Genomic DNA, 13,482 nt, shown 5'->3' on the forward strand with positions numbered 1-13,482 from the left:
CGGACGCGTACAGCCGTTCAACCCGGAACGGCAGTCAACTGTCTGAGTTGTTCCAGCAACTTCACCGCCGGACTCGGCAAAATCCCCTGACGGCGCCGAAACGCCGTCAACGTGCGGCGTGCGACCAAACCCGGAATCGGCAGCGTATCGAACACGCCGGCCGCGCTTTCGGTGTCGTACATCGGCGTAGCCATCCAGCTCAGAAATCCCGCGCGTGTCACCAGGCTTTTCAGCACCGTGATCGAGCGCGTCTCGACGGCAATCGGCGGCATGCCGAGCCCATGCTCGGCAAACACATGCTGCATGTGCTCGAACGGACCCGTGCCACGTGGCGGCACACACCACTGCTGGTCGAGCGTGTCGGCAAGCGATAAATCCACCTTGTTTCGCAGCGGATGATCGAGTGCCGCGACCACAAAGCTCGTGTCTTCCCACCTGCAGTCGGCGATCGCGGCAATCTCGTCCGTGTCGGGCACGGCCATGCTGAGCGCGAGATCGATCTCGTGTTTCATCAGACTGTCCGCAAGCCGGTCCCACACGCCCTCCATAATCTCCACACGCAGATTCGGCCAGCGCGCGAGCACGCCGCTCACCGCGAGCGGCAGCACGAGCGTTGCGATGCTCGCCACCGCACCGACGCGAATCGTCCCTTTCGCGAGGCCGCGCATCGCATCGATTTCCTCGCGTGCATGATCGGCTTCGCGCTGCAGCAGGGTCGCGTGCGGCAACAGCGCGCTGCCGATCGCAGTAAGCTGCATACCCTTCGAGTGCCGTTCGAACAGCGGTGCGCCGACCTGATCCTCGAGCCGCTTGATGGTGCGGCTCAGCGCGGGCTGCGTGACGTGCAGCACCTCCGCGGCACGGCCCAGGCTGCCGCTCGTGACGATGGTTGCGAACGCGTGCAATTGCTGAAGATTGAAAGTCATGCGAAAAAGTAATGCCTTTTCTCAAAAAAGGCAATTTTCAATCAACCTCGAGCTTCAGATAATGAGCCATCAGGAAACGGCGCTCATCGGCCGCAACTATTGGAGACAGGCATGACCAGCAACGCGCCCCGTTCAGACGCATTGGGGCTCTCTCAACATGTACCGTTCACTGTGCGCCACGCCGTGATCGATTTCATGCGACGCGTCGGTATGACTTCGGTGTTCGCTAACCCGGGGTCGACGGAATTGCCGCTGTTCCGCGATTTCCCACCAGATTTCCGTTACGTGCTGGGCTTGCAGGAAGCGTCCGTGGTCGGCATGGCCGATGGTTACGCGCAGGCTACCCGCAACGCTTCATTCGTCAATCTGCACTCGGCGGCGGGTGTGGGCAATGCGATGGGCAATATCTTTACCGCGTTCCGCAATCGCACTCCGATTGTGATCACCGCCGGCCAGCAGGCCCGCTCGATTCTGCCGTTCGACCCGTTTCTCGGATCGACGCAAGCCACCGAATTGCCGAAGCCGTACGTCAAATGGAGCATCGAACCGGCGCGCGCCGAAGACGTGCCGCTGGCGATCGCGCGCGCTTATCACGTCGCGATGCAGGAGCCACGCGGGCCGGTGCTGGTGTCGATTCCCGTCGACGACTGGGACCGTGCTGCCGAGCCGGTGCCGGCGCGCGTGGTCAGTACAGAGACGCGCCCGGAACCGTTCGTGCTGGAGCAGATCGGCGCGGCGCTCGATGCCTGCGAGCGGCCGGCTTTCGTGGTGGGCGGCGCAGTCGATCGCGCCGGCGGCTGGGACGAAGTCGTGAGTCTCGCCGAACGCCACAATGCCCGCGTGTTCGTCGCGCCGATGACAGGCCGTTGTGCGTTCCCCGAAGACCATCGCCTGTTCGCCGGCTTCCTGCCGGCCATGCGCGAGAAGATCGTCGAGCTGCTCGGCGGCCATGACCTGATCTTCGTGATCGGCGCGCCGGCTTTCACATATCACGTCGAAGGCCACGGACCGCATCTGCCCGCCGGTGCGACGCTATGCCAGTTGATCGACGATCCGGCTATTGCGGCGTGGGTGCCGGCCGGCACCGCGGTGGTCGGCAATATTCGCCTCGGCGTAGCCGACCTGCTGACCCGGATTGCACCAAAGGCACGCCCGTTGCCCGCGCCACGCGCCGCGCGTCCCCGCGCGGAACCGTCGCCATTGATGTCGGTGGCGTTCGCGTTGCAGACGCTCGCCGAGGTGCGCAATGCGGACGATATCGTGGTCGAGGAGGCGCCGAGCGCGCGGCCGGCGGTGCAGAACTACCTGCCGTTCACGCGCAGCGGCACGTTCTACACGATGGACAGCGGCGGCCTGGGCTTCGGCATGCCGGCTGCTGTCGGCGTCGCGTTGGCGAAGCCCGGCAGGCGCGTGATCGGCCTGATCGGCGACGGCTCCAGCATGTATTCGATTCAGGCGATCTATAGCGCCGTGCAGATGAAATTGCCGCTCACATTCGTGATCCTGAACAATTCACGCTATGCCGCGTTGCAGGACTTCGCGCCGGAATTCGGTTTTGGTCCAGACGATCTGGTGCAAGGCACCGATCTGCCAGGACTCGACTTCGTGGCACTTGCTGCGGGCATGGGTTGCCATGGCACGCGCGTGACCGATGCCGAACGCCTGCGTGACGTTTTGCGCGACGCGTTGGCGTCGTCCGGACCGATGCTGGTCGAAGTCGTCGTGGCTTGACGCTCGAACTCAGCTCTCGTCCGCATTCAAAAAACTTTTCGCAGGAGACAAACACGATGCAGAGCATTTCAATGCTGATCAACGGCGCAGCGGTGCAGGCGAGCAACGGCGCCACCTTCGAACGGCGCAATCCGCTCGATGGCGAAGTCGCGACGCGTGCCCCCGCGGCAACTGTCGCCGACGCGGTAGCCGCCGCCAATGCCGCGGCGGCGGCATTTCCAGCGTGGTCCGCGATGGGGCCGAGCGAGCGCCGCGCACTGCTGATAAAGGCGGCGCATGCGTTGGAAGCGCGCAGCGCTGCGTTCGCTGCGGTAATGGCAGCGGAAACGGGCGCGTCGGCGATGTGGGTGGGATTCAACGTGCATCTCGCCGCCGGCGGTTTGATGGAGGCGGCGGCGCTCACTACGCAGATCGGCGGCGAGCTGTTTCCGTCCGACGTGCCCGGCAGTCTCGCGATGGGCGTGCGTCAACCGGCGGGCGTCGTGCTTGGCATCGCGCCGTGGAATGCGCCGGTGATCCTGGCGGTGCGTGCCATTGCATTGCCGCTCGCGTGCGGGAATACGGTCGTACTGAAGGGCTCGGAGATTTGCCCCGGCACGCACGGCCTGATTATCGAAGTCTTGCAGGAAGCGGGCTTGCCGCAGGGCGTGGTGAACTTCGTCACCAATGCACCGGCCGATGCTGGCGCGGTGGTCGAGGCGCTAATCGCGCATCCGAAAGTGCGGCGCGTCAATTTCACCGGCTCCACGCAAGTCGGCAAGATCATCGCGGCCACGTGCGCGCGCTATCTGAAGCCGTCGGTACTGGAACTCGGCGGAAAGGCGCCATTGATCGTGCTCGACGACGCGGATCTCGATGCAGCCGTCAACGCCGCTGCGTTCGGCGCGTTCGCCAACTCAGGGCAGATCTGCATGTCGACGGAGCGGATCATCGTCGATGAACGGATCGCGGACCCGTTCGTTGCCAGGCTCGCGCAGAAAGCGCGCGGCTTGCCGCTCGGCGACCCACGCAAGGGGCCGGTAGTGCTGGGATCGGTCGTCGATATGAGTACGGTGGAGCGCTGCAATGCGCTGATCGACGACGCGCTGGCCAAAGGCGCCACGCTCGTCTGCGGCGGTAAGGCGGACAGCACCTTGATGCCCGCCACGCTGCTTGATCACGTCACGCCCGCCATGCGCATCTACGCCGATGAATCGTTCGGGCCCGTGAAGGGCATCGTGCGGGTGAACGGCGAAGACGAAGCCGTCGCCTGTGCGAACGACAACGAGTATGGGCTTTCGTCGGCGGTGTTCAGCCGCGATGTGGCACGCGCGATGAATGTCGCGAGGCGCATCGAGTCGGGCATTTGCCATGTCAACGGGCCGACCGTTCACGACGAAGCGCACATGCCGTTTGGCGGCGTGAAAGGCAGCGGCTTTGGGCGTTTCGGCGGGCAGGCGGGAATCGCTGAGTTTACGGATTTGCGCTGGATTACCGTGCAGACCACGCCACGTCATTACCCGTTCTGACGGGCCGAGTGTCGCAGCGGCCGCTGCGCATCGCTACGCGCTCATTCACCGCAGCGATGTGCGTGGCGTGAAAGCCATGCCTGCATGTCATGGCTTTTGCGCGAAACGGCAATGTCAAAAGCCGGCCGCTCGCTCACATACTGATTGAAAAACGTGATCAAAAAAGCTTCACCAAAGAAGCGTGACAAAAGAGCGTGACGACAAAAGCGCGGCGCTCAGATCGCGCGCACAAACCAGGAGACAGCTACATGAGTAGTTATGTACCACCAGCCGGCCCGGCCAATGCGGCAACCAAAGCGGCCGACACGTCGCACGCCGGCCATCAGGCAGGACTCGAAGAGGGACGTCACGCGGTCGACATCGGCCGCACGCTCGACGAAGGCCCCTACACCACGATGCAGAAGCTCGTGGTGTTTCTTGCGGCGTTGTCGATCGTTCTGGACGGCTTCGATAGTCAGCTGATCGGTTTTGCGATTCCAGTGCTGATCAAGGAATGGGGTGTCGCGCGCGCGGCTTTTGCGCCGGTGGTGGCGGCCGGTTTGATCGGCATGGGCATAGGCAGCGCATGTGCCGGACTGCTGGCCGATCGCTTCGGCCGACGCTGGGCGGTGATCGGCAGCGTGCTGGTGTTCGGCGCCGCCACCTGCGGGATCAGCTTCGCCCCCGACGTTGTGACGATTGCCGTGCTGCGCTTTGTCGCCGGCCTCGGCATCGGTGGCGCGTTGCCGAGTTCGACGACCATGACCGCCGAGTTCACACCGGCTCGCCGCCGCACACTGGCAGTCACCGCGACGATCGTCTGCGTGCCGCTCGGCGGCATGGTGGCGGGCTTGTTCGCGCACGAAATTCTGCCGACGTATGGATGGCGCGGATTGTTCCTGATCGGCGGCGTGCTGCCATTGGCGCTCAGCGTGTTGCTGTTCTTCACGTTGCCCGAATCGCCGCGCTTTCTCGCCCGGCGGCCGCAGCGCTGGCCGGAACTCAAACGCCTGCTTGGCCGTATGTCGCGTCCTGTGGCAAGCCATTGCGTCTTTACCGACGTTCGCGAACAGGCCGCTGAAAAGCACACCGGTTTTACCGCGTTGTTCCGCGAAGGCCTGGCACTCGATACGGTGGCGATCTGGTGCGCGTTCTGCATGTGCCTGCTGGCCGTCTATAGCGCTTTTAGCTGGTTGCCGACAATGCTGAGCACGCAGGGCTTGTCGGTTTCGGTAGCGGGTTCTGGGCTCACCGCCTACAACCTGGGCGGCGTGATGGGCGCGTTGCTGTGCGCGGTGGTGATCGCTCGCACCGGTTCGCGCTGGCCGTTGATTCTCTGCAGCGCGGGTGGCGCGGCGAGCGCGTTGTTGCTGCTCGGCGTGAACATCTCCGATCACACGGGCTTACTGATCTTCGGTCTGGGCGTGCATGGACTGTTCGTCAACGCAGTCCAGTCGACAATGTTTGCGCTGTGCGCTTACGTCTATCCGACCCGTGTGCGCGCAACCGGCACTGCATCGGCGCTGGCATTCGGCCGGCTCGGCGCGATTGCCAGCGCGTTTGCGGGCGCGGTGGTGATTACGGCCGGCGGCGCATCGTCGTACTTGTGGATGCTCGGGATCGCGATGGTCATCGTGATGCTCGCGCTGATGGTGGTCAAGCGCCATATACCGAAGCCGGGCGTTTGAGGGACGCAATGTCCTGAATCGCGGCGATCGCGCGCGACGCGCGGATCGTCGCTACCTGAAGCAGTCAATCTTTAGCGTATCGGACGGCTTGAACATCGGTCGGTATCGTCACGTCAGTCATTAGTATCGCTACATAAAAACGCTGCGTATGGGACGCATCCGGATCGGTGCGCGCTCATACAAAGCACCAGCCAGGGAGACACGGAGACAATGAAATACACACTCGCTTTGGGCAGTATGTTGCTCGGAATTAGCGCCTCGTCGTTCGCACAGAGCAGCGTGACGTTGTACGGGATCATCGATACCGGTATCGAACTGGTGACGCATTCGAACGCGGCGGGTGATAGTCTTGTGCGCATGCCGGGCATCACGGGCGAATTTCCATCGCGTTGGGGGATTCGCGGCAAGGAAGGATTGGGCGGCGGCTTGTCCGCGGTATTCGTGCTGGAAAGCGGTTTTAACACCAGGGGCGGCACGCTCAATCAGGGTGGGCGGCTGTTTGGGCGGCAAGCTTACGTAGGTCTCGAGAGTCCGTACGGCACGTTGACGTTCGGCCGTCAGTACACGATGACGTATTGGGCGATACTCGATTCCGATCTGCTCGGTCCGGACATTTACGGCGGCACGGGGTCGTTCGATCAGTACATGCCGAGCGCGCGCAGCGACAATACGATTGCGTACAAAGGCACGTTCTCGGGCTTCACGTTCGGGGCGACCTATTCCTTCGGCCGCGATTCAGCAGGCACTGGCAATTCACCGGGGCAGGGCACCTGTGTGGGATCGATTCCGGGCAGTTCGCAGAGTTGCCGCGAATGGTCCGCGATGCTGCGCTATGACCTGAACGGCTACGGCGTGGCGAGCGCCTACGACGAACAACGCGGCGGCCCGGGCGCGGCCGCGAATCTGTACGACGGCACGGCGCCTTTTGCACTGACGCAACCTGGCGACAAGGACGTGCGGATGCAGTTGAACGGTTACGGACATATCGGGCCGGTGAAACTCGGGGCGGGTTGGCTCGGCCGTCATGTCGAAACGGTGGCTCCGGCGTTACCGGACGTGCGCTCGAATCTGTACTACGTCACCGCTGCGTATAACGTGACGCCTGCGTTCATCCTGGACGGCGGCGTGTACCGCATCATCGATCGTGCCGACGATACCCGTGGCACAATCGCCGCGCTACGCACGACGTATTTGTTGTCGAAACGTTCCGCGGTTTACCTGCAAGGCGCGTATCTGTTCAATAGCCCGCATGCCGCTTATACGGTGAGCCAGGGCGGCGGTGGCACGACGCCGGCGCCGGGCATCGGGCAACTTGGTGTGATGGCCGGTATTCGCCATTCGTTCTGAGGGACAAGCTGATCGGACTTCGCGGACTTCGTTCGGAGGTCCATCAATTGCGTCACGCCGGATCGGTGCTTTGCCTCATGAGCGAGCTACTATATTCATGACCGCGCCTTCAGTCGAATACTTGCGAAACATGACAATGTATCCCGATCCCCGCCTCGCCATTCCTGCCGACCGTCAAGCTATCGAGGAAATCGTTCGACAGGCCTACTCGCCTTATATGCATCGTATCGGGCGGCAGCCGGGGCCCATGTTGGATGACTATGAGGCCTTGATCGGCAAGGGCAGGGTCTATGTTGTCGAGCGGGAAGGCACGATACAAGGCATTCTTGTGCTCGTCCCGGAGCAGGATGCGATGCTACTGGACAACGTGGCCGTAGCACCTTCCGCCAGGGGAACAGGAATAGGCCGCAGCCTGCTGGAATACGCTGAGCGCTCGGCCAGAGCGGCGGGCTACCGCTATATCAGCGTAACCTCACGACATCGGGTCGGGTGGCAGCGATGGGGCGAACTCGGTCCTACCGAACTGCCGGGTTCGGCCAAATGGGCCCAAAGCTGCTGTGCAATGCCATTGACACAATCAGAGTACTTGTAGTGTTCAGGTGGATGTTTACTGCTGCATGCCAGCTTATAAATTCAGAAAATTTCTATTGAAGACATGGGGTTAAGCAGAAATATGCTGCCAGAATATTTTGCGTAGTTCCGGCAAACCATGCAGATTTTCTGTCCACAATACGTTAGGCGTCTAAATGGGGGCAAACGATGACACGAGTTCGCGTTAATGGCTTTACCATCTCGCTCGACGGATACGGAGCAGGCCCGAATCAGGACATCAACAATCCGCTCGGCGTAGGCGGGACGGAACTGCATCAGTGGCTGGTCCCAACACGCACGTTCCAGCGGTCCCTGTTCGGCAAGGACGGTGGTACGACCGGGGTTGACGATGATTTCGCCGCCCGTGGCTTTCAGAATGTTGGAGCCTGGATTCTGGGGAGGAACATGTTCGGACCCATTCGTGGGGACTGGCCGGACACAAACTGGAAAGGCTGGTGGGGAGACAATCCACCGTATCACGTTTCAGTCTTCATCTTGACCCATCATGCTCGTCCTCCCATCGAGATGGAGGGCGGCACGACGTTCCACTTCATAACAGGAGGCATTCGCGAGGCGCTCGACCGTGCACGCGAGGCCGCTGCCGGAATGGACGTGCGGATCGGCGGTGGACCGGACACAATCCGGCAGTATCTTCGTGAGGGCCTGATTGATGAACTGCACATTGCTATCTCGCCGGTCCTGCTCGGTCGGGGAGAATCGCTGTTCGGCGGGGTTGACTTGCGGGCTTTGGGATACGAATGCGTTGAATTCGTAGCGTCAGAGAAGGCCACGCATGTCGTCCTACGGCGCCAGGGGGACACGGACGCCTAAGCACTCGCTGAAGGCCGACGTCCCTGACGGGACGCGGCCTTAGCCTGGACGTTGAGTATCCGCTTTTCCAATCACCGACCGCCAGCATTGGGTCGGGTTCGGAAGTTCGGCATGAAGCAGCGCGCGGACCAGATCAACACTGCCTGTTTCCCTGATTTGACGTTTGCGCCGCCGCTCGAGACGGCGGCGCGGCTCTTTCAACTGAAGCTACTGCGCTGCGGGCGCGCCAACGCCATCGATGTCCGGTGCCCAACCCGAAGGATTCGAGAAGATCAGCGCATTCGCGTTGCCCGACTTGAATGTGCCCGTTACAGCGAGAGTCGAGATGGTGCTCCACCCACCGCTCGGCGGAAATGACACCGTGACAGGCGTTGATCCGTTAAAGCTGATGTCCGCGGAGCGCGGCGCCGAGTCGCCGTTCGCATAACCCACCAACACGGTGTAGGTGCCGTCCGCAGGGACACTAATGTTGTTGATCGTCAACGTCCCGCCGTTGCCAATATAGCCGACGTCCGAGCCGCCCGAACAAGCGCCGCATGCCGAAATACGCGCGCCACCGGCGAGTACGCTGCTCGATGCCTCTGCCTCGTAGGCCGCCTTGAATGGCGGTAGCGTCACCGGGCCGGCGACGACAGAGACTGTGCCAATCTCGGGCGCAGGCGCGGAGCTGTCCGCGCTCGACAACGTCAGCGAGTTAGCCCCGGGTTGCAGCGGCACATAGACCGTGACCGTGCCAACGTGCCGTTCGCCGCCGGTCGGCGGAAATGCCACGGTGGTCGGCTGGCCGCCGTCTGTCGAAAGTTGTGCGGTCAACGTTTCGCGAGAGCGGTTCGCATAGGCAATCTCAACGTAGCCGCCGGTGCCGGTCGATGCGACGTTGCCGAAGGTTACCGTGCCAAGTCCCCGAACGATCCTGCCGCCGTCGCAGTCCGGGCAGTGCGTGTACGATGCACCACCGCCAAGTGAGGTCGGCTGGTAGGTCGTCGCGGCGACGTCCTGTCCGCTTACCGAGAGCATCACGGCGCCGCCCGCCGGCACCGTGGGTGCCGTGTACGAAGCGGCAAACGAGCCGAGTTGCTTGCCGGCCCACAGATCACGCACGGTCGCCCGCGCGCTTGGCACGAGGCCGAGTTGCTGCCACGTGATCGTCATCGGCGCGTCGGTCGTTCCGTTGTTGAACAGCACGACAGCACGCTGTCCCTGGCCGGCTAGCAGCTTCGCCCACACCTGCTGTGCGCCGGACTGTGCGACCTTTACGCCTTGTGTGCCAAGCGGGTCCTGGTCGACCGCGATGACGTCGGTATTGGTCATCAACCGCGTGGCATCCGCGGTCAGCGGCTTCGACAGGTCGTTGCCGAGAATCAGCGGCGCGCCGGCGATCGCCCACAGGCTCATGTGCGACTGATCGTGAACCGCCGTCATGCCCATACCGGCCACCATCATGTCGGGGTCGTTGTAGAAGCCGGTGTGCTGAGCCTCGGGGTGGTAGTTGCCAAAAAAGTTGCCGGTCACGCTGCCGAAATTCGGCGCACCGCTGTTCGGCCCATAGATGTCGCCCGTCGTTCTCCACATCCGGCCAACCCCGGCGGCCCACGCCCACGGCCCCTCGTTGAAGTCGGGGTACGTGCTGTTATTGGCGATGGTTCCCCAGTCGCAGATGCTGAGCGTCACGCGGTGGCCGGTCTGCACGTACGCCTTGTCGATCGCATCGGCGATGGCCGTATAGGCTTGCTGCGGATCATACCCGGCTGCGCTGCCCCCGCAGAAGTCGACCTTCACGAAGTCGAATCCCCACTGCGCGAATTGCAGAAAGTCTTGATCGTAGTGCGCGAAATCGCTACCGACGAAATGCGTGCCATTGGTTCGCGTGCCGCAACCCTGCGGGCCGGCATCGATGTAGATGCCCGCTTTCAGTCCCTTGCTATGGATATATTGCGCGATGGCCTGCATGCCACCCGGCCATTGCGTGTTGTCGATGACGAAGTTGCCGTTGGCGTCCCTCGTCCCTGAGGTCCACCAGCCTTCATCGGTGTTCACGTACTGGTACTGCGCGCCGGATTTTATCTGCGCATTCAGTGCGGAAAGGCCATCGGCTTCGGCCTTGATCGTGTTGTAATTCACGTTCTCCGCAAGGCTGTTCCATGACGACCATCCCATTGGCGGCGGCACTACGGCGATTTGACGCGAGACGCGGCGGCTTTGCTGCGCCGCGGACTCGCTTTGCGCGGCAGAGGCTGCCGCGACCTGCTGACTCTTCAGCGAAGCGGCGGCGCCACTACCGTCCGACGCGTCGCCGCCACAACCCGACAAACCCAGCGACACACTCACGGTTAATGCGGTTAACAGCGAAATGACACAACGTCTGTACACGAGCAGGTTCATGTCTGTCTCCTGGTTGAACTCTTGACTCTTGCGGCAGGGCTGTTTTGGGAGTGACTATATTCAGTTCTGCTCTGGACCTCCAAAACCTTTTTTGTTATCCCAGCACGTGGGAATGTTTAGGGATACAGAAATTTATGCGTAAAAGATAAAAGCACGCTGCTTGGTTGATCGATGCAGCGACGTTATTCGAGTGACAAGAGGTGGTCGGAACGATGGGGTGTTTAAGGGGATTGTCCGCGGCGGTTCGTCCCGATACCTCTTTTCACGTTCTGTATGAATTTGCCAATGAACAGACCCGCGACGGAAGGTTTGACAACCTCGACTTTCTGGGCAACGTTGGTCACAGCATTTGCCAACGCATAGACGACCAGCTGTATATCGAAGCTGGGAATCATTGCCAAAAGCCGCACTCGAAGCCAGGCGCGCGTGGGAGGACCTGAGCTTCATTCGCGCGCTTCACACGATCCAATACGAAATGACACGGGCGGCAACCACGCGTTCGTACGGCAGGCTCCCCGCCTAGCTCACGCTTTTGCGCGCACGCCTCAAGCAACGTCCCAACGAAAAAACGGCCCGGGCGCACTTGCGCTCGGGCCGTCAAATCCAGACCTTTCCGTTACACAGTTCGATACCTGAAAAAGGACCTTGGCTGAACGGTATTAGGTCCTGCGGGCGGCTTCTGGTATGCGGTCCTGGCTTTTCGCGTGGCGATTCGGTTCCGGGTTCCGTCGGCGCTTCTCCAGGACAACGTGCATCGTAGTGCTTCATCGAGTCACATTCAATGAAGCCCAGACGATGAAGGTCGCCGGTACCTTCGTGGATGTTCCTCCATGAGCCTCGAATTCGCGCCTTTACAGTAAAGACTCAGATCCCGCCGACGCACATGTACTTGATGACAACGTAGTCGTCGATGCCGTAATGCGAACCTTCGCGGCCAAGACCGGATTGCTTGACGCCACCGAACGGCGCGACTTCGTTGGAGATCAACCCGGTATTGATACCGACCATGCCGTATTCGAGCGCTTCCGCGACGCGCCAGACGCGGCCGATATCGCGGCTATAGAAGTACGAGGCGAGGCCGAATTCCGTGTCGTTGGCGAGGCGGATCACTTCTTCATCCGACGAGAAACGGAACAGCGGCGCGAGCGGGCCGAAGGTTTCGTCGCGTGCGACTTTCATGGCGGGGGTGACATCCGCGAGCACGGTGGGCTCGAAGAAGCCGTGACCGAGCGCATGGCGCTTGCCACCGGTGATGATGCGTGCACCTTTGGCGAGGGCGTCTTCGATATGCGATTCGACCTTGAGCACAGCGGCTTCGTTGATGAGGGGTCCTTGCGTGACGCCATCTTCGGTGCCGCGGCCGACCTTGAGTTGTTCGACGGCAACGCGCAGTTTTTCTGCGAATGCGTCGTAGACTTTATCGTGCACGTAAAAGCGGTTCGTGCAGACGCAGGTCTGGCCGCTATTGCGATATTTCGATGCGATGGCGCCCGCGACGGCCGCGTCCAGATCCGCGTCTTCGAAGACGATGAACGGTGCGTTGCCGCCGAGTTCGAGCGACACCTTTTTGACTGTTGGCGCGCATTGCGCCATGAGCAAACGGCCGACCGGCGTCGAGCCCGTGAAGGACAATTTACGCACGATCGGATTGCCGGTCATTTCCGCGCCGATGGCTTTCGGCTCGCCGGTGACGACGTTGAACACGCCGCGCGGCACGCCGGCGCGTTCGGCCAGTACGGCGAGGGCGAGTGCCGACAGCGGCGTGGCTTCGGCCGGTTTGACGATGATCGGGCAGCCGGCGGCGAGGGCCGGGCCGACTTTACGCGTGATCATGGCCGCCGGGAAATTCCACGGCGTGATGGCCGCGCAGACACCGATCGGTTCTTTCGTCACGACAATGCGTTTGTCGCCTGCTGGCGTGGGGATGGTGTCGCCGTTGACGCGTTTGCCTTCTTCCGCGAACCATTCCAGGAACGAGGCGGCGTAGAGGATTTCGCCTTTGGCTTCGGCGAGGGGTTTGCCTTGTTCGGTGGTCAGAATCTTTGCCAGGTCGTCGGCGTTTTCCAGCATGAGGTCATGCCATTTGCGCAGGATCGTGGCGCGGTGTTTGGCGGTGGTTGCTCGCCATGCTGGCCATGCGGCGTTTGCTGTGTCGATTGCACGACGGGTTTCTGTTGTGCCCATGCGGGGCACGGTGGCGATTGTTTCGCCTGTGGCCGGGTTTTTTACTTCGAATGTTGTGGCGTCGTCGGCGGATTGCCATTCGCCTGCTATGTAGGATTTTGTTTTTAGGAGAGTAGGGTCTTTTAGGACTAGCGTCGGCATTTTGGGTTTTGCTCCTGGGGCTTTGGGGGGGCGGGTTTTTTGCCTGCTCGGCGGTTGCTGGTTCTGTGTGCCTGTGGCGTTGGTCTTTCCTTTGGCTGTTTGGTGCTTGCTGTCTGTGTGCCTGCGGCGTTGGCCTTTCCTTGAATTGTTATTGGTTTATTAGCGTCGCCCCTG

At 61.8% G+C, this 13,482-nt stretch carries 9 protein-coding genes; 6 read left to right on the forward strand and 3 right to left on the reverse strand.

Annotated elements, in window-relative coordinates; genetic code table 11:
- Positions 1-17: 17 nt before the first annotated feature.
- Positions 18-926, reverse strand: a complete 909-nt coding sequence (locus tag PQQ52_RS14655) for a LysR family transcriptional regulator (RefSeq protein WP_408212228.1) — start codon at positions 924-926, stop codon at positions 18-20.
- A gap of 111 nt (positions 927-1,037) precedes the next feature.
- Between PQQ52_RS14655 and mdlC the strand changes: the two genes are divergently transcribed.
- The 6 genes from mdlC to PQQ52_RS14685 all read left to right on the forward strand — a co-directional run bounded on the left by mdlC (position 1,038) and on the right by PQQ52_RS14685 (position 8,601).
- Positions 1,038-2,657, forward strand: coding sequence for a benzoylformate decarboxylase (mdlC, locus tag PQQ52_RS14660; RefSeq protein ID WP_408212231.1), 1,620 nt, complete (start codon positions 1,038-1,040; stop codon positions 2,655-2,657).
- Between the two features lie 56 nt (positions 2,658-2,713).
- On the forward strand, positions 2,714-4,165 hold the full coding sequence (locus tag PQQ52_RS14665) for an aldehyde dehydrogenase (RefSeq protein ID WP_408212234.1): 1,452 nt from the start codon (positions 2,714-2,716) through the stop codon (positions 4,163-4,165).
- 395 nt (positions 4,166-4,560) lie between these two features.
- Positions 4,561-5,832, forward strand: coding sequence for an MFS transporter (locus PQQ52_RS14670; RefSeq protein WP_408212283.1), 1,272 nt, complete (start codon positions 4,561-4,563; stop codon positions 5,830-5,832).
- Positions 5,833-6,042: 210 nt separating this feature from the next.
- Positions 6,043-7,179, forward strand: a complete 1,137-nt coding sequence (locus PQQ52_RS14675) for a porin (protein ID WP_408212236.1) — start codon at positions 6,043-6,045, stop codon at positions 7,177-7,179.
- Positions 7,180-7,276: 97 nt separating this feature from the next.
- Positions 7,277-7,771: a GNAT family N-acetyltransferase gene (locus PQQ52_RS14680; protein ID WP_408212239.1), complete on the forward strand. Its 495-nt coding sequence runs from the start codon at positions 7,277-7,279 to the stop codon at positions 7,769-7,771.
- 167 nt (positions 7,772-7,938) lie between these two features.
- Entirely contained in the window at positions 7,939-8,601 is a 663-nt protein-coding gene (locus tag PQQ52_RS14685; RefSeq protein ID WP_408212242.1) for a dihydrofolate reductase family protein, read from the forward strand.
- Positions 8,602-8,808: 207 nt separating this feature from the next.
- On the opposite strand, the gene PQQ52_RS14690 is transcribed toward PQQ52_RS14685, so the two are convergent.
- Both PQQ52_RS14690 and PQQ52_RS14695 read right to left on the reverse strand, forming a co-directional pair.
- Complete coding sequence (locus tag PQQ52_RS14690) at positions 8,809-10,983, reverse strand: carbohydrate-binding protein (protein ID WP_408212245.1); 2,175 nt, start codon at positions 10,981-10,983, stop codon at positions 8,809-8,811.
- Positions 10,984-11,847: 864 nt separating this feature from the next.
- Positions 11,848-13,308 carry an NAD-dependent succinate-semialdehyde dehydrogenase gene (locus PQQ52_RS14695; RefSeq protein WP_408212247.1) on the reverse strand — a complete coding sequence of 487 codons (1,461 nt, stop codon included), beginning with the start codon at positions 13,306-13,308 and terminating at the stop codon, positions 11,848-11,850.
- Positions 13,309-13,482 lie beyond the last annotated feature (174 nt).

Source organism: Paraburkholderia sediminicola (assembly GCF_046030555.1).
In the GTDB taxonomy this organism is placed as follows: Bacteria; Pseudomonadota; Gammaproteobacteria; order Burkholderiales; family Burkholderiaceae; genus Paraburkholderia; species Paraburkholderia sediminicola_E.

Coding starts and splice junctions, on each gene's coding strand:
- PQQ52_RS14665 (WP_408212234.1), top strand. CDS start 2,714: ATGCAGAGCATTTCAATGCTGATCAACGGCGCAGCGGTGCAGGCGAGC.
- mdlC (WP_408212231.1), top strand. CDS start 1,038: ATGACCAGCAACGCGCCCCGTTCAGACGCATTGGGGCTCTCTCAACAT.
- PQQ52_RS14655 (WP_408212228.1), bottom strand. CDS start 926: ATGACTTTCAATCTTCAGCAATTGCACGCGTTCGCAACCATCGTCACG.
- PQQ52_RS14670 (WP_408212283.1), top strand. CDS start 4,561: ATGCAGAAGCTCGTGGTGTTTCTTGCGGCGTTGTCGATCGTTCTGGAC.
- PQQ52_RS14685 (WP_408212242.1), top strand. CDS start 7,939: ATGACACGAGTTCGCGTTAATGGCTTTACCATCTCGCTCGACGGATAC.
- PQQ52_RS14695 (WP_408212247.1), bottom strand. CDS start 13,308: ATGCCGACGCTAGTCCTAAAAGACCCTACTCTCCTAAAAACAAAATCC.
- PQQ52_RS14680 (WP_408212239.1), top strand. CDS start 7,277: ATGACCGCGCCTTCAGTCGAATACTTGCGAAACATGACAATGTATCCC.
- PQQ52_RS14675 (WP_408212236.1), top strand. CDS start 6,043: ATGAAATACACACTCGCTTTGGGCAGTATGTTGCTCGGAATTAGCGCC.
- PQQ52_RS14690 (WP_408212245.1), bottom strand. CDS start 10,983: ATGAACCTGCTCGTGTACAGACGTTGTGTCATTTCGCTGTTAACCGCA.